The following is a 23,355-nucleotide window of genomic DNA, read 5'->3' as shown; positions in this document are numbered from 1 at the left end:
TAGCGTCAATGACAGCCTTCTTGTGCTTCGTGGTCGCCCACTTGGAATGGCCGCTCATAACCCGCTCCACCTCACTGTTGCGTCAGAACTTTGCGCGACGAGTCTACGTGCCGGTCTCAGCCGCGTGCCGGGGGCTGGTGGGGCGGGAAGAACCCGGGCACCCATCGCTCGATCAGCTCGGCGTAGTTGACGTGCGCGTCCAGCTGCACCGCGACCCCCAGCAGGCCGCCCAGGGTGCGCAGCAACATGACGTAACCCGCCGGAAGGGTCATCTGACGCGCCATCTTGAACCGGTCGGCGAAGCCTTCGGCCATCGGATCGGAGGTGACCAGGGCCGACTTCTGGAACCACTTGCGGGTGAAGTGGAACTCCCCCGAACGCAGCGGATCGATGTAGGGCCACAGCGGCTGGATGTACTCCACCAGCTGCTCACCGGTCAGGTCATAGTCGGCCGGCATGAATCCGAGCTGCTTGAGCAGCCGGATCACTTCGTCCCACTGCTCGTCGCGTGCCCAGCACAGCAGTTCGGCGAACTCCGGCGGGATGCCGCCGGGATGTTCGGCCACCGCGCCGAAGTCGATGACGCCCAGCCGGCCGTCGGGCAGCAGCATGAAGTTGCCCGGGTGCGGGTCGGCGTGTATCAGTCCCACCCGTGCCGGTGAGCTGAAGGTGAACTCCAGCAGCAGCGCACACGCCGAGTCCCGCTCCTGCTTGGTGCCGCTGTTGATGATCGCCGACAGACGCCGGCCCTCGATCCATTCCGAGACGATCACCTTCGGCGCGCTGGCGATCACTGCCGGCACACAGAACTTCGGGTCCCCGGCGTACGCCTTGGCGAAGGCCCGCTGATTGTCGGCCTCCTGCCGGTATTCGAGTTCGGCTTCCAAGGTGTCGTTGATCTCCGAGACCACCCGGTCCACGTCCGCGCCCGGCATGACTTGCTTGGCGACCCAGTTGAACCGCTGAATCAGTTTGAGATCGGCACGCAGCGCCTCATCGGCACCGGGATACTGGATCTTCACGGCGACTTCGCGGCCGTCCTTCCAGACCGCCCGGTGCACCTGCCCGATACTCGCCGAAGCGGCCGGGGTGTCGTCGAAGGACAAGAAGCGCTCACGCCATTTGGTGCCGAGCTGGGCGTCGAGCACCCGATGCACCTTGGCGGCCGGCAGCGGCGGGGCCTCACTCTGGAGCTTGACCAACGCCTCACGGAACGGCTCGGCGAACTGCGGAGGTATCGCGGCCTCCATCACCGACAGCGCCTGGCCGACCTTCATCGCGCCACCCTTGAGCTCGCCGAGCACTTTGAACATCTCGTCGGCGGCCTTCTCCAGGAGCTCGGCGTTGACCTCGTCTTTGGTCTTGCCGGTCATCCGCTTGCCCACACCGAGCGCTGCGCGGCCTGCTACTCCGGCCGGGAGGCTCGCCAGTTTTACTGCGCGGCGGAATCCGCCTCGCGCGAGATCTGCCATGCGCTCATCATGCCTCCCCGGTCCCCGCGGCGGTATCCCCGGTCTCCCGACGGCGGGCGGCGCTCTTAGACGTGCCCCGCGACGATGTCGACGAAGAGCCGGTGGATTCGGCTGTCGCCGGTCACCTCGGGGTGAAACGAGGTGGCCAGGACCCGGCCTTGCCGCACCGCGACCGGATGTCCGGCGGCCTCGGCCAGCACCTGAACACCGGGCCCGATCCGCTCCACCCAGGGGGCTCGGATGAACACCGCGTGCACCGGTTCGTCCAAGCCTTCGAAGTCGACATCACCCTCGAAGGAATCCACCTGACGGCCGAAAGCGTTGCGCCGCACGGCCATATCGATTCCTGACAGGGGAATCGCGGCGCGCCCCTGCGCGCCGGCGTCGAGGATCTCGCTGGCGAGCAGAATCATGCCCGCGCAGGAACCGTACGCCGGCATCCCCTCGGCCAGCCTGGCCCGCAGCGGGTCCGCAAGTTCCAGCTCCCGCAGCAGATGGCTGATCGTGGTCGATTCCCCACCGGGAAGCAGCAGCGCGTCGACCGCGTCCAGTTCGGAGCGACGGCGTACCGGAACCGGGTCAGCGCCGACGGCACTCAGGGCGGCGAGGTGTTCACGGACGTCGCCCTGCAGGGCGAGCACGCCGATGTGCGAGCTGCTCACTGCTCGATGGGCTGGTATCCGGACGGATAGCGGGTCAGCCCCTCCTGCATGACGGCCGCCACCATGTCGCCGGAGCGGTTGTAGATCTTGCCCTGGGTCAGCGACCGGCCGGCACCCGCCGACGGCGACGACTGGTCATAGAGCAGCCATTCGTCGGCCCGGAACGGGCGCATGAACCACATCGCGTGATCCAGCGACGCCACCTGCAGGTGGTCGCGGTCATCGGGGTGGATCGACCAGGAGGTGCCGAGCAGGGTCAGATCGCTCATGTAGGCCAGCGCGCAGATGTGCAGTACCGGATCGTCGGGTAGCCGGTCACGATGGCGGAACCAGACCTGCTGCTCGGCCACCTTGCCGGGCACATGCGGCAGCTGCTCACTCGGCACTCGGCGCAGATCCCACTCGGCGAACGCCTTGAAGCCCTCGTCGTCGAAGGCCTTCATCGCGGAGATGTCGGGCAGGTCCCGCGGGTCGGGTGCGTCAGGCATCACATCCTGGTGTTTGATGCCCTGCTGTTCGGTTTGGAACGATGCCGACATATTGAAGATGGTTTCGCCGTGCTGGACCGCGTTGACGCGCCGCGTACAGAACGAGCCACCGTCGCGGACCCGCTCCACCAGGAACACCGTGGGCGCCTTGGCATCTCCGGGGCGCAGAAAATATCCGTGCAGCGAGTGGACCCGGTAGCGCGGATCCACGGTGCGCACCGCCGACACCAGGGCCTGACCGGCTACGTGCCCGCCGAAGGTGCGCTGGTTGTCTGCGGAGAGCGGGCTGAACACGCTCCCGCGGTAGATATTGACCTCAAGTTGCTCGAGGTCAAGGATCTCTTCGATCGCCACACTAAGACCGTCTGCTTTTCGCGCAAGCGCTCATCGCCGCTGTCACCAGCCGCGTTCGGCAAGCCGGTGCGGTTGCGCGATGTCCTCCACGTTGATGCCGACCATAGCCTCGCCCAGTCCGCGCGAAACCCGGGCCAACACGTCGGGGTCGTCGTAGAAGGTGGTGGCCTTGACGATGGCTGCCGCACGTGCCGCGGGGTCACCGGACTTGAAGATGCCCGAGCCGACGAACACGCCCTCCGCTCCGAGCTGCATCATCATCGCGGCATCCGCTGGGGTGGCGATACCGCCCGCGGTGAACAGCGTCACCGGAAGCTTCCCGGCCCTGGCCACTTCTGCGACCAGATCGTAGGGCGCCTGCAGTTCCTTTGCGGCAACGAACAATTCGTCCTCGGACAGCGACGTGAGGCGACGAATCTCGCCACCGATGGACCGCATGTGGGTGGTGGCGTTGGAGACGTCACCGGTGCCGGCCTCGCCCTTGGAGCGAATCATGGCCGCACCCTCGGTGATCCGGCGCAGTGCCTCGCCCAGGTTGGTCGCCCCGCACACGAACGGCACGGTGAACTGCCACTTGTCGATGTGGTGGGTGTAGTCGGCGGGGGTCAGCACCTCGGACTCGTCGATGTAGTCCACCCCGAGGCTCTGCAGAATCTGCGCCTCCACGAAGTGCCCGATTCGCACTTTGGCCATCACCGGAATGGTGACCGCGGAGATGATGCCCTCGATCATGTCGGGATCGCTCATCCGCGAAACCCCGCCCTGGGCACGGATGTCGGCGGGCACCCGCTCCAGAGCCATTACCGCGACGGCACCGGCGGCCTCAGCGATGCGGGCCTGGTCCGGGGTGACGACGTCCATGATGACGCCGCCCTTGAGCATCTCGGCCATGCCGCGCTTTACGCGCGCAGTACCCGTTTGTCCGTCGGGTGCCGAACCGTTCTGCGCCGCGCTGTCCACTGAATGCTTCTCCTTGCTGACCTGTAATACCCGCTCAGTGTAGTGGGCCGACGCCAGCGGTTTTCCCGCCGATGACCGCTACGCCGTGAAGACGCGTTCGGCCGGCGGCGGATCGGCGAGCAGCGCGGGCAACACGAACACCCGCACATAGCGGCGGACCTGCTCAGCGTCTTGGACCCCGGGGATAAGGCCCAACAGCAGGCCGAGTGCGGCCGACAACACGAATCGGGCCGCGTCGGCCGAGTGCAGGCCGGGCCGCAGCTGCGCGCCGAACTGTCGGAATCCCGCCTCATACAGCCCTGCCAGCAGCTCCCTCAGCGTCGCCGAGCGTGCGATCAGTGCGGCGACATTGCCCTCGTCGGTGTGCTCGGATATGACCCGCAGCAAGGGGTCCTGCGACACCTCGGTCGCCACGATGACCAGGGATTCCGTCACCAGGGTGCCCGGATCATTCGGTGGTCCCAGCTTCGCCTCTCCTACGTCGAGCCTCGCTGAACCACCCGGATCATTCGGTGGCCCGGCCGCCGCCTGCAGCCGACCGGTGATCTCAGTGATGTTGCGCCCGGCCACTCGCACCACCAGCGCGTCCAGCAGCTCATCGCGGGTGGCGAAGTGGCGATAGATCACCGCGCGGGTGTAACCGGCCTCATGTGCGATCACCTGCATTGTCGAGGCTCGATAGCCGCGGCGAGCAAAGGAGCGCTCCGCTGCGTCCAACAGCAGCTCGCGGGCATGCTCGGGAGGGTTACCGCCGCCGGGCGGTCTGCCCCGCCGCACCGTCATGTCCGGCCCATTCGGCATATATGGACATTTTCATTCATTTGTCTATTATCAACCTCACTGAATTCCCCGCGCGTTTCCGACGGAGGGGTTGGTCGCATGGCTGCCACGATCCACGGTGTTCCCGAGCAACGCGACTGGCGGGCGGTGTTCGGCTCCTGGCGTCTGCTGACCAATCCCGGCAAGAACGGCGGATCCGCCTTCGAACTCATCGTCGGCCTGGGGGCTCCCATCCTGGCCCGCAGCTATCACCAACTGCGAGCGCATCCCAACGGCCGGCGGTTGTTCGCCGAGAAGCCGGATCTGTTGGCACTGCTCGGCGACGACGAATACCTGGCCTCGCTGCCGCAGGGCTCACTCGGTCACGCCTACCGCTCGTTTCTGCGCACCAATCGCTTGGATGCCGGGGTGTTCGACGTGGACACGGTGATCCGGCCGGTCGCCGAGCGTCGGGGCTGGGACGATGACTTCTTCTACATGATGCGGCGGGGCACCGCCCTGCACGACATGTTCCACACCCTGGGCGGCTACGGCCCGGACATCGGCGGAGAGTTCGGCAATCTGGGTTTTCACTGCGGCCAGATGGAGCCGTCCGGCGCCCTCAAAGCGTTGACACTCGGGCTGCTCGGACCCCTCATCCCCGCCTCGCCGGCCCGGAAATTGCGTTATTTCCGTGAAGCGGTCCGCCGCGGCCAGCGCGCCGACAACCTGATGGCGGCCCCCTACGAAGAGCTGCTGGACCAGCCCATCACCGAGGTTCGCGCCAGGTTGGGGGTCATGCCGACGCCTCGCGCGCACCCGGACGGGCACATGTTCATCGGCTGGACACCGCCGGGCATCAAAGCGCCGACCCGTTGGGACTACGACGCGACCCTGCCGGCCGCCTGAATCCGCGCGCTACTCACATCGTCAACACCATGCGGTAGCGCGCCCGACCCTGAGCCATGGCGGCATAGGCGTCGGCGGCCTCGGCCAGCGGCCGTTCTTCGATGCGGGCCCGGACCCCGGACAGCACCGCGAAGGCCATGGTCTCCTCGACATCTCGGGCAGTGCCCGACGGGTGGCCGGTGACGCTGAGCCCGGGGGTGATCAGCTGCCCCGGGGTGATCGGGAGCGGTTCACCGGAGACGCCGATGATCACGAGCTCTCCGCGTGGCGCCAGCCCGCCGAGGGTGTCGGCCATCGCGCGCGAATTGGCCGCAGTGGCCAGCACCACCGACGCACCGCCGAGTCCGGCAAGCGCCGCAGCGACGTCACCGGCGGTCGAGTCGATGTAGTGATGGGCGCCGAGGGCAATGGCGTCAGCTTCTTTGGCGGCGCCGCGCGCGATCGCGATCGTCTCAAAGCCCATGGCCCGGGCGAACTGCACGCCTAGGTGCCCCAAACCGCCCAGGCCCAGCACCGCAACGCGGTCGCCCGGACGCGCCCCGGTGGATCGCAGCGCATGGTAGGTGGTGACGCCGGCGCAGCCCATGGGCGCGGCTTCGACGAAGGACAACTCGTCGGGAATGCGGGCCAGCGCATTGGCCGGTACCACCACCGATTCGGCGTACCCGCCCGGGTAGTGCCAGCTGGGCACCTGCCCCTTGGCGCAGTGAATGAAATCGCCTTTCCGGCAAGGAATGCAGTGATTGCAATGCCCTCCGAACCAGCCGACCGCAACCCGCTCACCAAGCTGCCAGTCGGTCACGCCCGGCCCCAATTCGGCGATCGTGCCGGCGATCTCGTGGCCCAGCGTCAGCGGCCAGGTCATCGCGGGGAAGCCACCGCTGACGAGTACGTGATCGGTGCCGCAGACACCGCAGGCGGCGACGGCGATACGAACCTGACCGGGCCCGGGCGCGGCGGTCTCGACATCGACCAGAGTCAGCGGCGCATCGACAGCGGCGACGTGAACAGCACGATGTTGGGGCATGGCGGCTCCCTGGATGGCGGTTGGCCCGAGACCTGTTCAGCCTAAGCGGCGCAGGTCAAGAAATCCGGCGAAGAGCGGCATCAGCACCGGCAACGCCGTCGGCCAAGCGCGCGGCCTCAGCGAGACGAGCACCCAGTTGCAGCGGGTAGACCTTCTGACCGCCGGCCGCCAGCGCCGCTATCTCGCCGGCGTCGCACCAGCGGTGACCGTGAAGGTAGCGCTGCTCCAAACCGGTTCGGCCGACCCCGGACGGCTCGAAACGCGCAGTGCGGTAGACGAAGAAGAACTCCTGGCTGTCGATGCGTTCACCGTTGAACTCGAACACGGCGTCGCGGCGCCAGATGGGTCCGACCAGATCACCCGGGTCCACCCGGAGACCGGTCTCTTCGGCCAGTTCGCGGGCCGCTGCCTCGGCGAGCGGTTCGTCGGGCAACACCTGTCCGCCGACGGTGAACCACCACCGCGGCGCCGGATCGGCCGCATCGTCGGGCAGAGCCGGGTCGTGACCGCACAGCAGCAGCACCGATCCGCCCTCGTCGAGCAGCACCACCCGCGCCGAGACACGCGGGTCCAGCACGCGGCCACCGTGAGCGAGCATGCCTGCCCGCTCCACAATCTCGAAATACGTTGGCATCGGCGCTGTCCCGCCCAGGTGCAGGGCTCGCACCAACGGACGTTCGCGCAGGGCCACAGTGTCGCGGACCGCGTCGTTGTGGAATCGGCGGGCCAACAGCACCCGCGCTTCAGCATCTGCCAACTCGGCGACCATCTCGTGCTGCAGTGACTGGCCATCGACCATCGCCAGCTCGGCCGACAGCGCATTCTCGGCGGCCTCCCGCGCCTGACGCGGCGCCCGCTCGGCGACATCGGCCAGGGCGGCCAGTCGTCTGCCGGCCACCCCGTCTCCGTAGGCGTCTATCGCGATCGCCCGAGCCACCACCGCGCGGCGGGCCAACGCCGCATCCAGCGCCTGCCAGGACAGGTCGCATCGCACATGCAGCCGGTTGAGCCGGTTGGCGGTCTGATACGCCCAGGCCACCGCCGCGGCCAGCACCGCCACCCCGAGCAGCACCAGTGCGGTCGTCACGATGGTCAGCTCCATCAGTCGCCCACCGTCACTTTGCCGCCGACGCCGGCCACGGTCTCGTAGACCCGAATGATCTGGTCGGCGACCACCGGCCAGTCGAAGCGGCGCACCGCCTCGGCGCCGGCGGCCACATACGCCGCGCGTAGTGCGTCATCGTCGAGCACCTCGATCAGAGCGGCAGCCAGTGCGGCGGGGTCGTCCACGGGCGCCAGCCGGCCGGCCTCCCCGTCGTTGAGCACCCGGCGAAAGGCGTCCAGGTCGCTGGCGACCACCGCGGTGCCCGCGGCCATCGCCTCGGCCAGCACGATCCCGAAGCTCTCCCCGCCGGTGTTGGGCGCGCAGTACACGTCGGCGCTTCGCAGGGCTGAGGCCTTCTCGGCGTCGTCGACCTGCCCCAGGAACCGCAGATGGCTCGCCAATGTCCCTGCGCTACGGCGCAATTCCTCTTCATCGCCGCGTCCGACGATCAACACCTCTACATTGGGGTGCCGCTCGACCAGGGACGGCAGCGCTGCGAGCAGCACCGCCATCCCCTTGCGCGGCTCGTCGTAGCGGCCGAGAAACAGCACGGTGCGCCCCGCTCGCGGATAACCCGGCAGGGGCAGCGCCGTGGCGAACGCAGCCACGTCGACCCCGTTGGGGATCTCCACCGCGTCGGAGCCCAGGGCCTCCATCTGCCAGCGCCGCGCCAGATCCGAGACCGCGATGCGCCCGATGATCTTTTCGTGCATCGGCCGCAACAGGCCCTGCACCACGCTCAGCGTCAGCGATTTGGTGGTCGAGGTGTGAAACGTGGCCACGATCGGTCCCTCGGCGATGTTCAACGCCAGCATCGACAGACTGGGGGCGTTCGGCTCATGCAGGTGCAGTACGTCGAAATCGCCTGTGGCCAGCCATTTCTTGACTTTTCGGTGCGCGGCCGGGCTGAACTGCAGTCGCGCCACCGAACCGTTGTAGGGGATCGCGACAGCCCTGCCGGCCGATACCACGTAGTCGGGCAGCACGACATCCGGCGACGCCGGCGCCAGCACGCTGACGTAGTGCCCGCGGGCGCGCAGCACCTCTGCCAGTTGCAGCACATGAGCCTGCACCCCGCCCGGCACATCGAACGAGTAGGGGCAGACCATGCCGATCCGCATCAGGTCTCCCCCAAGCGCGCCCGTCGCGATTCGGGAAGGTCGGCGATCCACTGCGGCTGCATCATGTGCCAGTCCTGGGGGTAGGCCGCGATGCCCTCGGCGAATTTGTCGGCCAGCGCCTGGGTGATCACGCCGACGTCGCCGCTGCTGCAGTCCAGCGGAGCGTGAATGGCGATCCCCCAGCCCGCGCCGTCGAACCAGCAGTGCGCCGGCAACAGGGCTGCGCCGGTCTCGAGGGCGAGCTTCGCCGAGCCGGCCGGCATGCGCGTGACGTCGCCGAAGAAGTCGACCGCCACCCCACTGCGGGTCAGATCGCGGTCGGCCATCAAACACACCAGGCCGTTGTTGTTGAGTCGCTCGGCGAGGACCTCGAACGGTGGCCGGGGCCCGCCGGACAACGGCAGCACCTCGAAGCCCAGACTCTCCCGGAACGCGAGGAACCGCCGGTAGAGCGATTCGGGCTTGAGCCGTTCGGCGACCGTGGTGAATCCGCCGTGGGTCTGGGCCAGCCACACGCCGGCCATGTCCCAGTTGCCACTGTGCGGCAACGCCAGCACCGCCCCGCGACCGGTCGCCAATGCCGCGGCGAGGTGGTCGCGACCCTGCACCGCGTCGTGCAGTTGCGCCGCCAGTGCCGCGTGGTCCATGGTCGGCAGCCGGAACGCCTCGCGCCAGTAGCGGGCATAGGACGCCAGCGACGCCCGCATCAGCTCCGCCGGGACGTCCTGCGGCGCAACCCCGGTGACGCGGGCCAAGTTTCTGCGCAACTGTTCGGGTCCGCCGCCGCGAGCGGCGAACAGGGCGCCGGCGCCGAATGCGTTGCGGGCGACGAATTCGGGCATCGCGCGCACCAGCATCCAGCCCGCGGCGAATCCGGCGTCGGTGGCCCAGGTATCCAGCTGACTGAGCCCGGGAACTCGCAGGCCGCTCGGGATGAGGGTCACGGTCCCGTGGTCTCCTGGCCGTCGGGGCCGTCGGACATCTGCGGCAACGGGTCCACCGCACCCGGCGAGATCCGCACCGTGTGCAACCGCTGTGCGCAGGTGATCAGGCTGGCCACCGCCAGCAGCCACATGGCCACGGGCAGCGCCCACGGCAACGGGAAGACTGGCAGGCCGGACAGTCCGGCGCCCGCCAGGACGATGATCAGCCGTTCGGGCCGTTCGATGTAGCCACCGTCACCGCGCAGTCCGCTGGCCTCCGCGCGGGCCTTGATGTAGGAGATCACCTGCGAGGTGACCAGGCAGATCAGGGTTGCCACGACCAGCGGAGGGTCGTCCAGACCGAATGCCGCCCACCAGGCCAACCCGCAGAACACCGCGCCGTCACTGATCCGATCGCAGGTGGCGTCCAGGACGGCGCCGAACGCGCTGCCGCCGCCGCTTTGGCGGGCCATCGCCCCATCGACCATGTCGAAGTGCACGAAGAACCAGACGATCAGGGTCCCGGCGAACAGTTGCCCGATCGGGAACAGTGTCAGCGCCGCCAGCACCGCGCCGGCGGTGCCCACCATTGTGACGATGTCGGCGGTGAGGCCGGCTCGCAGCAGGACTCGCGCAATCGGCGTGGTGATGCCCGCGAAGGTTGCCCGCGACAGGAACGGCAGTCTGCTCATTGCTGTCTGGCCCACTCGTCAGCGAGCAGCTGGCGGGTGTCGCGCAGCAGTTGCGGGATCACTTTGGAGCCGCCGACGATCGTGATGAAGTTCGCGTCACCACCCCAGCGGGGCACCACATGGACGTGCAGGTGCTCGGCCAGCGACCCGCCGGCCGACTCGCCGAGATTCATCCCGACATTGAATCCGTGCGGGCGGGACACCGCCTTGATGACGCGGATCGCCTTCTGGATGAACGCCATCAGCTCGGTGCCCTCGTCCTCGGTGAGGTCTTCGAACTCCGAGAACCGCCGGTAGGGCACCACCATCAGGTGGCCCGGGTTGTACGGGTAGAGGTTGAGCACCGCGTAGACGTGCTCACCGCGCGCCACCACCAGCCCCTCCTCGTCGGGCATGGTGGGGATGTCGGTGAAGGGTTGGGTGGATCGCGCCGACCCGGATTCCGCACGCTTGAGCGGTGCCTCGGCCAGATAGGTCATCCGGTAGGGCGTCCACAGCCGCGCCAGCCGGTCGGGCTCGCCTGCGCCGGTGTCGACGATCGCCTCCTCGCCGGGCTGGTCGTCTCCGCTCATCGGGCCTCGCTCGTGTCGGGGCCTCCCCCGAGGCCCGCCTTGACCGTCTCCGCGGTCGGCACGGTGTTGGTGCGCGCGGTGATCCAGTCCACGATGGCCGCCACCGCCTGCTCGCGCGGCACCCCGTTGATCTGCGTGCGGTCGGCGAAGCGGAAGCTGACTGCGCCGGCCTCGACATCGCGGTCGCCGGCCAGCAGCATGAACGGCACCTTCTGGTTGGTGTGGTTGACGATCTTCTTCGGCATCCGGTCGTCGCTGGCGTCGACCTCCACGCGCACCCCGTGCCGGCGCAGTTGCGCGGCGACGTCGTCCAGGTAGTCCACGTGCTGGTCGGCGACCGGGATGCCGACCACCTGGACCGGCGCCAGCCACGCCGGGAAGGCCCCGGCGTAGTGCTCGGTCAGCACGCCGAAGAAGCGCTCGATCGAGCCGAACAGCGCCCGGTGGATCAGCACGGGCCGCTGGCGCGTCCCATCGGAGGCGGTGTATTCCAGCTCGAAGCGGTCGGGCATGTTGAAGTCGAGCTGAATGGTCGACATCTGCCAGCTGCGACCGAGCGCATCCTTGACCTGCACCGAGATCTTCGGGCCGTAGAAGGCGGCACCGCCCGGGTCGGGCACCAGGGTCAGCCCGGACGCCTCGGCGACCTCACGCAGCGTCTCGGTCGCCTCCTCCCACACGTCGTCGGAGCCGACGTATTTCTCCGGGTCCTTGGTGGACAGCTCCAGGAAGTAGTCGTCCAGGCCGTAGTCGGCGAGTAGGTCCAGCACGAAACGCAGCAACGAGGTCAGCTCGTCGCGCATGCTTTCGCGGGTGCAGTAGATGTGCGCGTCGTCCTGGGTCATCCCGCGCACCCGGGTCAGCCCGTGCACCACGCCGGAACGCTCGTAGCGGTAGACGCTGCCGAACTCGAAGAGCCGCAGCGGAAGTTCCCGGTAGGAGCGTCCACGTGACCGGAAGATCAGATGGTGCATCGGACAGTTCATCGGCTTGAGGTAATAGTCCTGGCCGGGTTTGCGCAGAGTGCCGTCCTCAGCGAACTCCGCATCGATGTGCATCGCCGGGTACATACCCTCGCGGTACCACTCCAGGTGTCCGGAGGTCTCGTAGAGTTCGGACTTGGTGATATGCGGGGTGTTGACGAACTGGTAGCCGGCCTCGATGTGCTTGCGCCGCGAGTACTCCTCCAACTCCCGGCGGATGATTCCACCCTTGGGGTGGAAAACCGGTAGCCCCGAGCCGATTTCGTCGGGGAAGCTGAACAGGTCCAGCTCGACCCCAAGCTTGCGGTGATCGCGTCGCAGCGCCTCCTCGATCAACTCGAGGTGACTGTCGAGCGCCTCCTGCGATTCCCAAGCGGTGCCGTAGACGCGCTGCAGGCTGGCGTTGTTCTGGTTACCGCGCCAGTATGCGGCCGAGGTCCGGGTGAGCTTGAACGCCGGGATGAACCGGGTGGTCGGGATATGCGGACCACGACACAGATCACCCCAAACCCGTTCCCGGGTACGGGGATTCAAGTTGTCGTAGGCGGTGAGTTCGTCGCCGCCGACCTCCATGATGTCGCTGTCGCCAGACTTGTCATCCACCAGCTCCAGCTTGTAGGGCTCGTTGGCCAGCTCGGCGCGCGCGGCGTCCTTGGACTCGTAGACGCGCCGGGAGAACAGCTGTCCGTCCTTGATGATGGCGCGCATCCGCTTCTCCAGCTTGGCCAGATCCTCGGGGGTGAACGCCTCGGGCACGTCGAAGTCGTAGTAGAAGCCGTCGGTGATCGGCGGGCCGATACCGAGCTTGGCGGCCGGAAACAGGTCTTGGACCGCTTGGGCAAGGACGTGCGCGCACGAGTGCCGGATCACGCTGCGGCCGTCGTCGGTGTTCGCGGCCACCGGGGTCACCTCGACGTCGACCTCGGGAATCCAGCTCAGGTCGCGCAGGCGCCCCTGCTCGTCGCGCACCACCACAATCGCATCGGGAGCTCCTCGGTCGGGCAGGCCCGCCGCGCGCACCGCCGCGGCCGCGGTTGTCCCGGCGGGCACCCGGATCGGGCTTGCCGGGGCGGGGATGGCGGGCGCGGTCATGACGTGGTCTCCAAGGGGTTGTTAGGGGCTAGAAACGTCCGCGACCATGCTATCGGGGCTCGGGTAACGCACCGTTCGCGAGTACACCGGCGTCACGGTTGGCCGGGTTTGAGCACCACGAACAGGGCCTCGCCGTCGGTCAGGACCGTGTCGCCGTCACACAGCCGGGTCTCGACGAAGATCTTGCGCCCCTCCGTCCGGCTGATCCAGGCCTCGACCTGCAACTCCTTGTCGATCGGGACGATCTGGCGATAGTTGATGTGCAGGTAGGCGGTGCGCTGATAGGGCCCTCCGGTCAGCATCCAGGACGCCGTGCCCAGTACCGAGTCGAACAGCAGCCCGATAGCCCCGCCATGTGCCGCGCCGTTGCGGCCCAGGTGGAATCGCCGGAATTGGGCCCACCCGCGCAATCGCCCGTCGTCGTTCTTCTTGAGCTTCATCGGCACTGCCAGCAGGTTGCCGCGCATCGGCAGGTCCAGTCGGCGACCGGACGGTGACGACCATTCGTCGGTGTCATACGGCGCCAGCAGTTCGCACACTTCCTGCAGTGCGTCAGCGGCGCGGGTGATCACCTCTGCGGGGGCGTCGGCGGCGCGGGCATGGTCCTGCAGGGCGCGCATATTCTCCAGGAACCGGCCGTAATCCGGCCCGCCCTTGTCGGTCGGGTCGGGCGGGTTGAAACCGCCGCCGGCGTGTGGGGCACTCACCCCCCTATTTAACGTTCCGCCTTTTGGGGTGCCGGCGGCGCTCCCGGGATGGCAGAGTTTGGGCCGTGGATCTGAGCACGCTGCGTGGATTGCCCCTGACCTACGCCGAAGTGGGTGCCACCGCCTCCACGCTGCCCGCCGGCTATCACCACCTGGACCTGGCCGCGCCGATCGGTCGCGGTCGCCGGCGCTTCGAGGAGGCCGGCGACGCCGTGCTGCGCTGGGGCATGCTGCGCGGGGCCGGGTGGGGCGTGCGAGTGGACGCCGAGGACGAGATCGCCACGGTGGACGCGGTGGTGCGAGTACGGCTGGGCCTGCTGAGCGCGCCGTGCCGAGTGGTCTACGTCGTGAACGAGCCCAACCGGCGCGGTTATGCCTACGGCACGCTGCCCGGGCACCCCGAATCCGGCGAAGAGCTGTTCTCGGTGCGCTATGACCCGGCCGATGACACGGTGTACGCGCAGGTGCGGGCGTTCTCCCGGCCCGCCGCATGGTGGACCAGGGCAACCGGTCCGCTCGGACGGTTGATGCAGCGCACCATCGCCCAACGCTATCTGCGCGCGGTGTGACCGCCGTGGCGGTCAGCTCCAGCGCGCCAGCAGACGCTGCGCCCCGGTGCACAGCTCGTCGAGGACCACTGCCGCCGGGCGACTGTCGGTGAGCAGGCCCACGCCCTGACCCGCATCGACCGGTGCGATGCGCTGATCATCGGCGGCGATCCCGGCGGCCAGTTCCCTGCCGGCCTCCTGATCGCCGACCAGGTCTTCCTCGCGGCCGGCCCAGCGGTGAGTGAACTCGTTGCGCAGCACCCGTGACGGGAACCGCGCCGGCCAGTTCAGCCGCTGCCCGACATCGAAGACCCGGGTGGTGATCGTGTCCGTACCGCCGGCCGCGATCAGTGTGCGGCGGGCACTTTCACCGGTGAGGGCCTCGGGGCATGCCGCGAAGACCGTGCCCAACCATGCCCCGGCAGCACCGGCGGCCAGCACCGCGGCCAGGCTGCGCGGCCCGGAGATCCCACCCGCGGCCAGCACCGGAACCTCGACGGCATCCAGGACGGCGTCGAGCAGCGGCAGGGTGGCCAGCCGGATCTCCCCGTGCCCACCGCCCTCGGCCCCGCGTGCCACCAGCACGTCCAGTCCGGCGTCTTGGGCACGTCGGGCACCCTCGGCGTCATAGACCTGAGTGGCGGCCAGGATCCCGCTCGCGTGGGCGCGCTGCACCCAGGACAGGTCGGCTCCGAAGCTGATGGACAGCAGGGTCGGGCGCGCTGCCAGTGCGGCATCCAGCAGGTCGGGCTGATCGCGGATCACCCAGTCCACCAAGCCGATCCCGAACTGCGGCGCCGGCCCGAGTGCGGTCAACTCAGCGGCCAGCGACTTCGCGGTGGCAGTGCTGCCCATCCCGATCATGCCCAGCCCGCCCGCGGCGCTGACGGCGGCGGCCAGCCGGCCCCCGGCCACCCCGCCCATGGGGGCATTGAGGACGGGCACTCGCAGTCCGGTCGCCTGCGACCAGGATGTGCTCAGCGGCACGCTCAGTGCGACGCGCTCTTGGCGACGGTCAGCAGCACCACGGAGTCTTCCAGCGACTCCAGTGCGTGGCGGGTGCGCGGCAGCGTGACGAAGTCGCCGGCTGTGCCCTCCCAGCTGTCGTCGCCGGCGGTCAGCCGCACCCGGCCGCGCAACACCTGCAGGGTGGACTCCCCGGGGCTGTCGTGCTCGGCCAGTGACTGGCCGGCCTGCAGTGCGACCAGGGTCTGGCGCAGGTGATGCACCGAACCGCCGTAGACGGTGTGGGCGGCGCGGCCACTGTGATGTTGGGTGGCCTCGGCGAGCTTCTCGTCGGCCAGCACATTCAGCGAGGTCGATTCCATCGGTACTCCTTCGGCTCAGTGGGACGGTTCGGCGAGACGGCGGATGAACGTCGCGCCGATCGCAGCCGAGGCGCCGGCACTCACCCGGTGGCCCCTTCTGCCCCGACCGCGACGGGGGGCGAGTGGTCGACCGAAACTCCGTTCAGGACTGCAGACTTCAGGTGCGCCACACACAGGTCGGGCTGGGTGAAGGGGTCGAGGCGATCGACGGTCAGCGGAGCGTCCCAGGCTTCCAGGGCTCCCTGCATCAGCCCCAGATGGATGGGGCACACCACTTGGGTGGAGGTTTCGGCGAGCTCCAGAAACGGGCAGTGCCGCAGCCCGAGTCGCTCTTCACCGGCACTGTCGGGCCCCAGGCGTTCGGGTTCGAATCCCAGCTCATCGAGCATGTCGAGCAGATGACCGGTGGATTCCTCGGCGTCGACGGCGCCGGACGGTTGATGCAGCGGCCGCAGCCGATGCCCCCAGGCCCGGCCGGCCGCCAAGGCCTTGCCGCTGGGATCGGTATCGGCGGCCAAGGCGATGGCGAGGATTTCGGCGAGCAGCCGGAAACGGCGCGTTCCACCCCGGTCCATCTGGCGGATGGCCCGAAACATCAGCGCCGGCCGTCCGCGGCCCTTGTGGTCAGGTTCGGTGTGCTCGACGCGGCCCTCTTCAACCAGGGTGTCCAGGTGAAAACGCACCGTGTTGGGGTGCACCCCCAACTCGTCGGCGATCTGGGCAATGCTGAGCGGTTCCTCGGCGGCCTGTACCAGCCGCAGAACGTCGAGGCGACGTCCTCCAGATGGCACAGGCAGCTTGGCGATGTCGGTCACTCCCCCTGGGGCGGATAGCTGGCCACCAGCGGAGTGTCGATGCCGAGGGGGCCGATCTTGGCGGCGCCGCCGGGTGAGCCGAGCGCCTCATCGCGGCCCGGCAGGGCCTCGGCGAAGAACGCCGCGTTGTCGGCCTGGTGCGGTTGAAGCTCCTCCGGGAGGTCGTCTTCGTAGTAGATGGCCTCTACCGGGCACACCGGCTCGCAGGCTCCACAGTCCACACACTCATCCGGGTGGATGTAAAGGGCTCGACCGCCTTCGTAGATGCAGTCAACCGGGCACTCCTCCACGCAGGCCCGGTCCATCACGTCAACGCACGGCTTCCCGATCACATATGCCATGGGCAGAGAGTTTACACAAGGGATTTTGTAGAAACTAGAAAGGCGTACCTAAACGCCAGGGGCCGAAAATGGCACCTCAGCACTCCCCCGCTGCGCCCACCCCTTCATCCTTAGATCCATTGCGCCCGTTGAGGATTCACACCTACCGACGGCGCCCGGCAGGACGGGTCCCGCAGCGCGCCGGCGGGAGGCCTGGGTGCCGCCCGACGCGGCGGTGCAGTAGAAACAAATGATGACTGAAACCCCCCGGTACCGTGCCTCCTCGGACTTCCCCAGCCTGCGCTTCGAGCCCGGCGACAACGGCGTGCTGGAGCTGGTGCTGGACGCGCCGGGACTGAACTCGGTGGGCCCGCAGATGCACCGCGACCTGGCCGACGTATGGCCCGCTCTCGATCGCGACGACGACGTGCGGGCAGTGCTGGTGCGCGGTGAGGGCAAGGCCTTCTCCGCGGGCGGCAGTTTCGAGCTGATCGAGAAGATCGTCGAAGATCACGCCGGACGGATGCAGGTGCTGCGCGAGGCCCGCGATCTGGTGCTGAACATGGTCAACTTCTCCAAGCCGGTGATCTCGGCGATCAACGGACCCGCTGTCGGGGCAGGACTGGTGGTGGCGCTGCTGTCGGACATCTCGGTCGCCGGGCGCACCGCCCGGCTGATCGACGGCCACACCAAGCTCGGCGTGGCCGCCGGGGATCACGCCGCCATCTGCTGGCCGCTGCTGGTGGGCATGGCCAAGGCCAAGTACTACCTGCTGACCTGCGAAACGCTGCGCGGAGAGGAGGCCGAGCGGATCGGACTGGTCTCCAAGTGCGTCGACGACGACGAGGTACTCGCCACCGCCACCCGCATCGCAGACGACTTGGCACACGGCGCCCAGGACGCGATCCGCTTCACCAAGCACAGCCTGAACTACTGGTATCGGCAGTTCGCGCCGGCCTTCGAGACCGCGCTGGGCCTGGAATTTCTCGGCTTCTCCGGACCCGACGTGCACGAAGGGCTGGCCGCCATCCGGGAGAAGCGCAAGCCGCAGTTCGGCTGAGCGGATCGCTTCAGACCCGCTGCGCGGCGAGAGCCTGTTCCTTGGCCCAGCGATAGTCGGCCTTGCCCGACGGTGAGCGCTGCACCCGGTCGCAGAACACCACGTCCTTGGGGAGTTTGTAGCGCGCGATGTGGTGGGCGGCCTCGGCGACGATGTCCTCGGCCCCAGCGTCGGCACCGTCTGCCAGTTGCACCACCGCGACGACCTCGTTGCCCCACCGTTGGCTGGGCCGGCCCACCACCACGACGTCATAGACCGCGGGGTGCCTCGCGATAGCGGCTTCGACCTCCTCGGCGAAGATCTTCTCGCCGCCGGAGTTGATCGTCACCGAGTCGCGGCCCAGCAGTTCGATACCGCCGTCGGCGTCCCAGCGAGCCCGATCGCCGGGGACCGAATGCCGGATCCCTTCGATGATCGGGAAGGTCCGCGCGGATTTCTCCGGATCACCGAGGTAACCCAGCGGGACGTGTCCCTGCTGCGCCAACCAGCCGATCTCGTCGTCGCCGGGCTTGAGGATTCGGGTCATGTCCTCGCTGACCACGACCGCGCCGGGGTTCGGCGTGAACAGGCCGGTCGAGTCCTGGCCTCGGCTGGTGGTCTGCCCCATCTGCGCGCCGGTCTCCGACGAGCCGCCGGCGTCAAGGATCGACAGCTGGGGCAACGCGTCCACGAGCCGCTGCTTGACCGGCACGGTGAACGGCGCACCGCCGCTGGCCAGCATGAGCAGCCCCGAGAGCCGATCTGCCAGCGCGGCGCCACCGGCTTCCAGCGCGTCGGCAAGTGGACGTGCGAAGGCGTCGCCGACGATCGACAGCGATACGACCCGCTCTTCGGCCACCAGCTCCCAGGTCCCCACCGGATCGAACCGGTCGGTGGTGGTCGACATCACGAAGGGCCGCCCGCCCAGCAGCGTGATGAAGGCGGCCCACTGGGCGGCCCCGTGCATCAACGGCGCCACCGTCATCGAGCCCACGGGCCGGGCCGTGCGGGCGCGGTCGACGATCTGTTCCAACGTGGTGGGCACCGCACCGGTACCGGACTCACGGCCGCCCATCGCGCCGATGAAAATGTCGTGCTGACGCCACAACACGCCCTTGGGCATGCCGGTGGTGCCGCCGGTGTAGAGCAGGTACAGGTCGTCCGGGGACAGCGCCAGGCCCAGCGGTTCGGGGGACGTGGCGGCCAGCAGTTCCTCATAGCGGACCGCGCCGGGCAACGGCTCGTGGCCGGAGTCGTCGTCGACGTGGATCAGCGGCATCGCGGGCAGGCGGTCACCGGCGCGCTGCAGCGCTTCGGCCAAGGTGGGGGCGTACCGGGCGTGGTACATGATCGCCTCGGTGGAGGCGTTGGTCAGCAGGTAGACCAGTTCGTCGGCGACGTAACGGTAGTTGACGTTGAACGGCGCGACCCGGGCGTTGAAGGCCCCGAGCATGCCTTCCAGGTATTCGTTGCCGTTAGCCAGGTACAGCGCGAGGTGGCTCTGACCCGATTCATGGGAGGCCAGCGCGGAACGTTCCCGGCGCACACCCAGTCCGCGCTCGTGCAACGCCCGCGCCAGCCGACGGGATCGGTCCTCAATCTGCTGATAGGTGAATCGCCGGTCACCGAAGACGATGCAGTCCCGGTCCGGAACGGCGGCCGCCACTGCTGAGAACACTTGGGCGAGGTTGAATTCCACTGCCGCTCCTCGATTCGATCGCAACGCCTGCGCCACGCTACTAGGTGACGCGTGCTCGGTCTTCGACGGTTGCGGCGGGCTTTCGCACCCGACGTCAGGCATGCTTGGCCGCATGTCGGTGGATGTCCTGCTGTACTCGATCCCGCCCGTCCTGGTCTACCTGTTGGTCGGCGCGGTTATCGGGATAGAGAGCCTGGGCGTCCCGTTGCCGGGCGAGCTCATGTTGGTCGGAGCCGCGCTGTTGTCATCGCGACACGAGTTGGCGGTCCAACCGGTCGGGGTCGCGGTGGCGGCGGTGATCGGCGCGGTGATCGGCGACTCGATCGGCTATTCGATCGGCCGACGATTCGGTATGCGACTGTTCGACCGCCTGGGCCGGCGATTTCCGAACCACTTCGGACCCGGCCACATCGCCTTCGCCGAACGGTCCTTCCGCCGCTGGGGTGCCAGCGCGGTCTTCTTCGGCCGCTTCATGGCACTGCTGCGCATCCTGGCGGGCCCCCTGGCAGGCGCCCTGAAGATGCCGTACCCGCACTTTCTGGTCGCCAACGTCAGCGGTGCGATTGTCTGGGCCGGCGGAACCACCGCCCTGGTGTACTACGCCGGGGTGGCCGCCGAGCACTGGCTGTCCCGGTTCTCCTGGGTGGCGCTGCTGGTCGCGGTGCTCGCCGGGCTGGTCGCGGCCCTCGCATTGCGGGGCCGTATCGGTGCCCAGATCGCGGAATTGGATGCCGAACATCGCGCCAAGACGGAGCCCGTCACCGAATAGCCGCGAATTGGGGACGAATAGGGGTTGTCCCCGCACCGCAGCCGGAGCATGGTGGAAGGGACCGGCGGCGCCGCCGCGGCGTCGCCCCGTCCAACCGGAGGCCGACATGTTCGCACGCGCAACCTCGATACACGCCCATCCGTCCTTTATCGATGAGGGCATCACCCATGTCCGCGGCGTGGTGATGCCGGCCCTGGCCGACACCGAGGGGTGTGCCGGGATGTCGATGCTGGTCGACCGCGATGCCGGGCGGTGCATCATCACCTCGTCGTGGCTGGATGAAGACACCTTGCGCGCCAGTGAGGCCAGGGCCGAGCATCTGCGCGACCGCGCCACCGCGATCTTCCACGCCACCGCCGAGGTCAGCCGCTGGGAGATCGCCGCGGTACGCCGCGATCACCGGTCTCGGCGGCATGCCGGTGTGCGCGTCACCTGGCTGCGGACCGACCCGGCGGCCTGCGAGCAGATGATCGACACCTACCGGCTGGCGCTGATGCCGGAGCTGGAGGATCTCCACGGTTTCTGCAGCACCACGCTGCTGGTGGACCGTCATTCGGGACGCGCGGTGTCCTCGGTCAGCTTCGACGACCGGGCGGCGCTGGTGGCCAGTCGCAGCGGCGAGCAGGCGATCTGGGCCCGGGCCGTCAACGACGCCGGCGCAGAGATACTCGAAGTCGCCGAGTTCGATTTGGCGATCGCCCATCTGAATGTGCCCGAGATGGCCTGAGGTCGCCGAAGCTGCCGTGGCCCCTGCGCAAGGGGCTGGGTCAGCTGGGCAGCGGCCCGAAAACAGAAAAGCCACCTGTTTCCAGGTGGCTTTTTTGTGGTCCCGGCTGGGATCGAACCAGCGACCTTCCGCGTGTGAGGCGGACGCTCTCCCCCTGAGCTACGAGACCGGATTGAACGAGGACGAACACTAGCACGCCGCACCCGCTAAGCATCAATGCGCAGGCCGCCATTCGGGCGACTCGCCGCTCTGACATGCAAAGTTGTGTTGTCTCACATGAGTCCGCTAATGTTCTGCATCGCACCGGGCGACGATCTCGCCCGAGGCACGCGGATGTAGCGCAGTTGGTAGCGCATCACCTTGCCAAGGTGAGGGTCGCGGGTTCGAATCCCGTCATCCGCTCGAGGGTGTCAAGTGGCATCAACCCCTTGCGGTGGAGTGGCCGAGTGGTGAGGCAACGGCCTGCAAAGCCGTGCACACGGGTTCGATTCCCGTCTCCACCTCCGTCCCAAGGCTCTAAGCGCGGTTAGCTCAGCGGGAGAGCGCTTCCCTGACACGGAAGAGGTCGCTGGTTCAATCCCAGTACCGCGCACCAGGATCGATTCTTGTTCAAGGCACCACCCAGGGTCCGTCAGCCATATTTGGCGGCATCCCATCGAAACGTGCGTCGCTCTGCGTGTTCTCAAATGCTCATCTGGCGACCCGGCGTGCAAAACCACCTGGACGAAGCCGTGGCACTGGGCGGATCCACCGCGTCAACCGGCGGTTGACGGTTCCCATAGCGTCAACCTAAGGTTGACGCCATGGCCGAGCCGACCCCACTCACGCAGTCCGTCCGACTGGACGACCTCATCAACGCCATCGCCGCCGTGCACGACGACGCCCTGGATCGATTGACCGATGCTGTGCTGGCCGCCGAACACCTCGGCGAAGTCGCCGACCATCTGATCGGGCATTTCGTCGACCAGGCGCGCCGATCGGGAGCCTCGTGGACCGACATCGGCAAGTGCATGGGCGTCACCAAGCAGGCGGCGCAGAAGAAGTTCGTCCCGCGTCCCGAGGCCGCCACGCTGGATCCCGAGCAGGGCTTCGCCCGCTTCACCCCGCGGGCCCGCAATGCCGTCGTCGCGGCCCAGAACGCCGCGCACCGGGCACGCCACAGCGAGATCACCCCGGATCATCTGGTCCTGGGACTCCTTGACGATCCCGGCGCGCTGGCCACCACCCTGCTGACCGCACAGCAGATCGACCCGCAGGCCGTCGGCGCCGCCATCACCCTCGAGCCCGGCGACACCGAACCGCCCGCACTGATTCCCTTCAACGGCCCGGCCCGCAAAGCACTGGAGTTGACCTTCCGCACCGCACTTCGCCTCGGCCACAACTACATCGGCACCGAACACCTGTTGCTTGCACTGCTGGAAGCCGAGGACGGCACCGGCCCCCTGCACCGCGCCGGAGTCGATCGGGAACGGGCCGAAGCCGATCTGGCTCGAGCACTGGAGGCGATCTCCGCGACTCTCGCCTCCCCCGGTTCTGAAACCACGAACTGAGCGGCCAGACCATCAGGCACGATCCCACCCGGGCCAAGGCCGCTGCACCCGCGATGCCGATGTGCCATCATGCCCAGAAGCAAACGAAGAGGACATGATGCATCGCTGGATTCTGGCCCTGGTCACTTCCGTCGTCACCGTGTCGGCCGCGCTGATATCGCCGGCCGCCGGGTACGCCACGCCGACCACCACCCCGGAAGCGCCGATCGGGCGTCTCGGCGACACCCTGCGCATCCAGTACCACGACGAGGCATTCGGACCGATCGTCGCCGACGTCACGGTGCATGACGTGGTGCCCAGCGAGATCCCCCCGGGCTGGGGCGCGAACGGCTCGCCGCGGTGGCGCAACCAGGGCGGGCCGTGGCGGTGCAACGTGACCATTCACCCGATCTCGGTGCCCAACCCCTACATCATGGCGGCCTCAGTCACCTTCGACGGTGTCACGCCCGGCGGCGACGCCTACGTGTCCAAGCACACCGACGACCCGACCGCCCTGGACGCGGTGCTCACCAACGCTCCGGCGGGCTCCACCGTGGACGGTGGCGTCTATTGGGATGTCTACCGCGGCTTGGTCACCCACGTGGTGATGCTGTCGCGCAACACCGGCCTGCGCCTGGCGCAGTGGAATCTGTGAGCTGACCCGCGGGTACGTCGAGCCTCGCTGATATAGATCGGGTTAGTCCTTCTCAAATGCCTCCGGAGGTGTCAGGAAGGGATCTGTAACTGATTCCGTG

General features: G+C 68.1%; 25 protein-coding genes and 4 tRNA genes. 10 read left to right on the top strand and 19 right to left on the bottom strand.

All coding sequences use genetic code 11. The features are described 5' to 3' along the window. Positions 1–116: 116 nt before the first annotated feature. The 5 genes from AWC18_RS20335 to AWC18_RS20315 all read right to left on the bottom strand — a co-directional run bounded on the left by AWC18_RS20335 (position 117) and on the right by AWC18_RS20315 (position 4,737). The gene (locus AWC18_RS20335; protein ID WP_085139921.1) at positions 117–1,472 is read right to left on the bottom strand and encodes an ABC1 kinase family protein; all 1,356 of its coding nucleotides are present in this window, start codon (positions 1,470–1,472) and stop codon (positions 117–119) included. 65 nt (positions 1,473–1,537) lie between these two features. Next, the gene (pdxT, locus tag AWC18_RS20330; RefSeq protein ID WP_085139920.1) at positions 1,538–2,134 is read right to left on the bottom strand and encodes a pyridoxal 5'-phosphate synthase glutaminase subunit PdxT; all 597 of its coding nucleotides are present in this window, start codon (positions 2,132–2,134) and stop codon (positions 1,538–1,540) included. Continuing rightward, on the bottom strand, positions 2,131–2,976 hold the full coding sequence (gene tesB / locus AWC18_RS20325) for an acyl-CoA thioesterase II (RefSeq protein ID WP_064998663.1): 846 nt from the start codon (positions 2,974–2,976) through the stop codon (positions 2,131–2,133). Before tesB ends, pdxT begins: the two co-directional genes overlap by 4 nt. Before the next feature lie 42 nt (positions 2,977–3,018). Further along, a complete protein-coding gene (gene pdxS, locus AWC18_RS20320) occupies positions 3,019–3,936 on the bottom strand; it encodes a pyridoxal 5'-phosphate synthase lyase subunit PdxS (protein ID WP_064998662.1) in 918 nt (305 codons plus the stop codon). Positions 3,937–4,014: 78 nt separating this feature from the next. After that, the gene (locus AWC18_RS20315; protein WP_085139919.1) at positions 4,015–4,737 is read right to left on the bottom strand and encodes a helix-turn-helix domain-containing protein; all 723 of its coding nucleotides are present in this window, start codon (positions 4,735–4,737) and stop codon (positions 4,015–4,017) included. Between the two features lie 78 nt (positions 4,738–4,815). Here AWC18_RS20315 and AWC18_RS20310 point away from each other — a divergent pair, with 78 nt between their 5' ends. Beyond that, positions 4,816–5,604 (top strand): Coq4 family protein, encoded by a 789-nt coding sequence (locus AWC18_RS20310; protein WP_085139918.1) that lies wholly within the window; start codon positions 4,816–4,818, stop codon positions 5,602–5,604. A gap of 13 nt (positions 5,605–5,617) precedes the next feature. Here AWC18_RS20310 and AWC18_RS20305 read toward each other — a convergent pair whose 3' ends face one another. From AWC18_RS20305 to AWC18_RS20270, 8 genes are all read right to left on the bottom strand, one after another. After that, complete coding sequence (locus AWC18_RS20305) at positions 5,618–6,631, bottom strand: alcohol dehydrogenase catalytic domain-containing protein (protein ID WP_085139917.1); 1,014 nt, start codon at positions 6,629–6,631, stop codon at positions 5,618–5,620. Positions 6,632–6,686: 55 nt separating this feature from the next. Further along, positions 6,687–7,733: an NUDIX hydrolase gene (locus tag AWC18_RS20300; protein ID WP_064998658.1), complete on the bottom strand. Its 1,047-nt coding sequence runs from the start codon at positions 7,731–7,733 to the stop codon at positions 6,687–6,689. Then, positions 7,733–8,857 carry a glycosyltransferase family 4 protein gene (locus tag AWC18_RS20295; protein ID WP_085139916.1) on the bottom strand — a complete coding sequence of 375 codons (1,125 nt, stop codon included), beginning with the start codon at positions 8,855–8,857 and terminating at the stop codon, positions 7,733–7,735. Before AWC18_RS20295 ends, AWC18_RS20300 begins: the two co-directional genes overlap by 1 nt. Next, the gene (locus tag AWC18_RS20290; protein ID WP_234806612.1) at positions 8,857–9,780 is read right to left on the bottom strand and encodes a phosphatidylinositol mannoside acyltransferase; all 924 of its coding nucleotides are present in this window, start codon (positions 9,778–9,780) and stop codon (positions 8,857–8,859) included. Before AWC18_RS20290 ends, AWC18_RS20295 begins: the two co-directional genes overlap by 1 nt. Before the next feature lie 17 nt (positions 9,781–9,797). Further along, the gene (gene pgsA, locus AWC18_RS20285; RefSeq protein ID WP_085139914.1) at positions 9,798–10,472 is read right to left on the bottom strand and encodes a phosphatidylinositol phosphate synthase; all 675 of its coding nucleotides are present in this window, start codon (positions 10,470–10,472) and stop codon (positions 9,798–9,800) included. Continuing rightward, positions 10,469–11,044: an ATP adenylyltransferase gene (locus tag AWC18_RS20280; RefSeq protein WP_085139913.1), complete on the bottom strand. Its 576-nt coding sequence runs from the start codon at positions 11,042–11,044 to the stop codon at positions 10,469–10,471. Before AWC18_RS20280 ends, pgsA begins: the two co-directional genes overlap by 4 nt. After that, positions 11,041–13,119, bottom strand: coding sequence for a threonine--tRNA ligase (gene thrS / locus AWC18_RS20275; RefSeq protein ID WP_085139912.1), 2,079 nt, complete (start codon positions 13,117–13,119; stop codon positions 11,041–11,043). Before thrS ends, AWC18_RS20280 begins: the two co-directional genes overlap by 4 nt. A gap of 92 nt (positions 13,120–13,211) precedes the next feature. Beyond that, entirely contained in the window at positions 13,212–13,826 is a 615-nt protein-coding gene (locus tag AWC18_RS20270) for a PaaI family thioesterase (RefSeq protein WP_064998652.1), read from the bottom strand. Between the two features lie 65 nt (positions 13,827–13,891). Between AWC18_RS20270 and AWC18_RS20265 the strand changes: the two genes are divergently transcribed. After that, on the top strand, positions 13,892–14,395 hold the full coding sequence (locus AWC18_RS20265; RefSeq protein ID WP_085139911.1) for a DUF1990 domain-containing protein: 504 nt from the start codon (positions 13,892–13,894) through the stop codon (positions 14,393–14,395). Positions 14,396–14,407: 12 nt separating this feature from the next. Here AWC18_RS20265 and AWC18_RS20260 read toward each other — a convergent pair whose 3' ends face one another. From AWC18_RS20260 to fdxA, 4 genes are all read right to left on the bottom strand, one after another. Beyond that, on the bottom strand, positions 14,408–15,298 hold the full coding sequence (locus tag AWC18_RS20260; RefSeq protein ID WP_234806611.1) for an NAD(P)H-dependent flavin oxidoreductase: 891 nt from the start codon (positions 15,296–15,298) through the stop codon (positions 14,408–14,410). Positions 15,299–15,363: 65 nt separating this feature from the next. Next, positions 15,364–15,702 (bottom strand): cupin domain-containing protein, encoded by a 339-nt coding sequence (locus tag AWC18_RS20255; protein WP_085139909.1) that lies wholly within the window; start codon positions 15,700–15,702, stop codon positions 15,364–15,366. An 80-nt stretch (positions 15,703–15,782) separates the two neighbouring features. Next, the gene (locus tag AWC18_RS20250) at positions 15,783–16,517 is read right to left on the bottom strand and encodes a helix-turn-helix transcriptional regulator (protein ID WP_085139908.1); all 735 of its coding nucleotides are present in this window, start codon (positions 16,515–16,517) and stop codon (positions 15,783–15,785) included. Then, positions 16,514–16,858: a ferredoxin gene (gene fdxA, locus AWC18_RS20245; protein ID WP_064998648.1), complete on the bottom strand. Its 345-nt coding sequence runs from the start codon at positions 16,856–16,858 to the stop codon at positions 16,514–16,516. Before fdxA ends, AWC18_RS20250 begins: the two co-directional genes overlap by 4 nt. Before the next feature lie 232 nt (positions 16,859–17,090). Here fdxA and AWC18_RS20240 point away from each other — a divergent pair, with 232 nt between their 5' ends. After that, a complete protein-coding gene (locus AWC18_RS20240) occupies positions 17,091–17,897 on the top strand; it encodes an enoyl-CoA hydratase/isomerase family protein (RefSeq protein ID WP_085139922.1) in 807 nt (268 codons plus the stop codon). Positions 17,898–17,907: 10 nt separating this feature from the next. Here AWC18_RS20240 and AWC18_RS20235 read toward each other — a convergent pair whose 3' ends face one another. Further along, positions 17,908–19,575 carry an acyl-CoA synthetase gene (locus AWC18_RS20235; protein WP_085139907.1) on the bottom strand — a complete coding sequence of 556 codons (1,668 nt, stop codon included), beginning with the start codon at positions 19,573–19,575 and terminating at the stop codon, positions 17,908–17,910. Positions 19,576–19,687: 112 nt separating this feature from the next. Here AWC18_RS20235 and AWC18_RS20230 point away from each other — a divergent pair, with 112 nt between their 5' ends. Together AWC18_RS20230 and AWC18_RS20225 are read left to right on the top strand one after the other, a co-directional pair. After that, a complete protein-coding gene (locus AWC18_RS20230; protein ID WP_064998666.1) occupies positions 19,688–20,344 on the top strand; it encodes a DedA family protein in 657 nt (218 codons plus the stop codon). 106 nt (positions 20,345–20,450) lie between these two features. After that, positions 20,451–21,071 carry a hypothetical protein gene (locus tag AWC18_RS20225; RefSeq protein WP_064998646.1) on the top strand — a complete coding sequence of 207 codons (621 nt, stop codon included), beginning with the start codon at positions 20,451–20,453 and terminating at the stop codon, positions 21,069–21,071. Positions 21,072–21,168: 97 nt separating this feature from the next. On the opposite strand, the gene AWC18_RS20220 is transcribed toward AWC18_RS20225, so the two are convergent. Next, positions 21,169–21,240 (bottom strand) — tRNA-Val (locus tag AWC18_RS20220). Between the two features lie 160 nt (positions 21,241–21,400). Between AWC18_RS20220 and AWC18_RS20215 the strand changes: the two genes are divergently transcribed. The 5 genes from AWC18_RS20215 to AWC18_RS20195 all read left to right on the top strand — a co-directional run bounded on the left by AWC18_RS20215 (position 21,401) and on the right by AWC18_RS20195 (position 23,255). Beyond that, positions 21,401–21,473 (top strand) — tRNA-Gly (locus tag AWC18_RS20215). 30 nt (positions 21,474–21,503) lie between these two features. Further along, positions 21,504–21,574: transfer RNA gene (locus AWC18_RS20210), tRNA-Cys, on the top strand. A 17-nt stretch (positions 21,575–21,591) separates the two neighbouring features. Then, positions 21,592–21,666: transfer RNA gene (locus AWC18_RS20205), tRNA-Val, on the top strand. 208 nt (positions 21,667–21,874) lie between these two features. Beyond that, the gene (locus AWC18_RS20200; RefSeq protein WP_085139906.1) at positions 21,875–22,621 is read left to right on the top strand and encodes a Clp protease N-terminal domain-containing protein; all 747 of its coding nucleotides are present in this window, start codon (positions 21,875–21,877) and stop codon (positions 22,619–22,621) included. 97 nt (positions 22,622–22,718) lie between these two features. Continuing rightward, positions 22,719–23,255, top strand: a complete 537-nt coding sequence (locus tag AWC18_RS20195; RefSeq protein WP_064998665.1) for a hypothetical protein — start codon at positions 22,719–22,721, stop codon at positions 23,253–23,255. The last annotated feature ends 100 nt before the right edge of the window (positions 23,256–23,355 follow it).

The sequence above is a fragment of the Mycolicibacter nonchromogenicus genome (assembly GCF_002101775.1).
In the GTDB taxonomy this organism is placed as follows: domain Bacteria; phylum Actinomycetota; class Actinomycetes; order Mycobacteriales; family Mycobacteriaceae; genus Mycobacterium; species Mycobacterium nonchromogenicum.
Note: the sequence above shows the minus strand (reverse complement) of the source record. Positions and strands in the feature narration are given on the sequence as shown.

Excerpts from the sequence above, each read along its gene's own strand:
- AWC18_RS20335 (WP_085139921.1), bottom strand. The coding sequence starts at position 1,472 with ATGGCAGATCTCGCGCGAGGCGGATTCCGCCGCGCAGTAAAACTGGCG.
- AWC18_RS20315 (WP_085139919.1), bottom strand. The coding sequence starts at position 4,737 with ATGCCGAATGGGCCGGACATGACGGTGCGGCGGGGCAGACCGCCCGGC.
- AWC18_RS20310 (WP_085139918.1), top strand. The coding sequence starts at position 4,816 with ATGGCTGCCACGATCCACGGTGTTCCCGAGCAACGCGACTGGCGGGCG.
- AWC18_RS20305 (WP_085139917.1), bottom strand. The coding sequence starts at position 6,631 with ATGCCCCAACATCGTGCTGTTCACGTCGCCGCTGTCGATGCGCCGCTG.
- AWC18_RS20300 (WP_064998658.1), bottom strand. The coding sequence starts at position 7,733 with ATGGAGCTGACCATCGTGACGACCGCACTGGTGCTGCTCGGGGTGGCG.
- AWC18_RS20295 (WP_085139916.1), bottom strand. The coding sequence starts at position 8,857 with ATGCGGATCGGCATGGTCTGCCCCTACTCGTTCGATGTGCCGGGCGGG.
- pgsA (WP_085139914.1), bottom strand. The coding sequence starts at position 10,472 with ATGAGCAGACTGCCGTTCCTGTCGCGGGCAACCTTCGCGGGCATCACC.
- AWC18_RS20280 (WP_085139913.1), bottom strand. The coding sequence starts at position 11,044 with ATGAGCGGAGACGACCAGCCCGGCGAGGAGGCGATCGTCGACACCGGC.
- thrS (WP_085139912.1), bottom strand. The coding sequence starts at position 13,119 with ATGACCGCGCCCGCCATCCCCGCCCCGGCAAGCCCGATCCGGGTGCCC.
- AWC18_RS20260 (WP_234806611.1), bottom strand. The coding sequence starts at position 15,298 with ATGGGCGGGGTGGCCGGGGGCCGGCTGGCCGCCGCCGTCAGCGCCGCG.
- AWC18_RS20255 (WP_085139909.1), bottom strand. The coding sequence starts at position 15,702 with ATGGAATCGACCTCGCTGAATGTGCTGGCCGACGAGAAGCTCGCCGAG.
- fdxA (WP_064998648.1), bottom strand. The coding sequence starts at position 16,858 with ATGGCATATGTGATCGGGAAGCCGTGCGTTGACGTGATGGACCGGGCC.
- AWC18_RS20240 (WP_085139922.1), top strand. The coding sequence starts at position 17,091 with ATGACTGAAACCCCCCGGTACCGTGCCTCCTCGGACTTCCCCAGCCTG.
- AWC18_RS20230 (WP_064998666.1), top strand. The coding sequence starts at position 19,688 with ATGTCGGTGGATGTCCTGCTGTACTCGATCCCGCCCGTCCTGGTCTAC.
- AWC18_RS20225 (WP_064998646.1), top strand. The coding sequence starts at position 20,451 with ATGTTCGCACGCGCAACCTCGATACACGCCCATCCGTCCTTTATCGAT.
- AWC18_RS20200 (WP_085139906.1), top strand. The coding sequence starts at position 21,875 with ATGGCCGAGCCGACCCCACTCACGCAGTCCGTCCGACTGGACGACCTC.
- AWC18_RS20195 (WP_064998665.1), top strand. The coding sequence starts at position 22,719 with ATGCATCGCTGGATTCTGGCCCTGGTCACTTCCGTCGTCACCGTGTCG.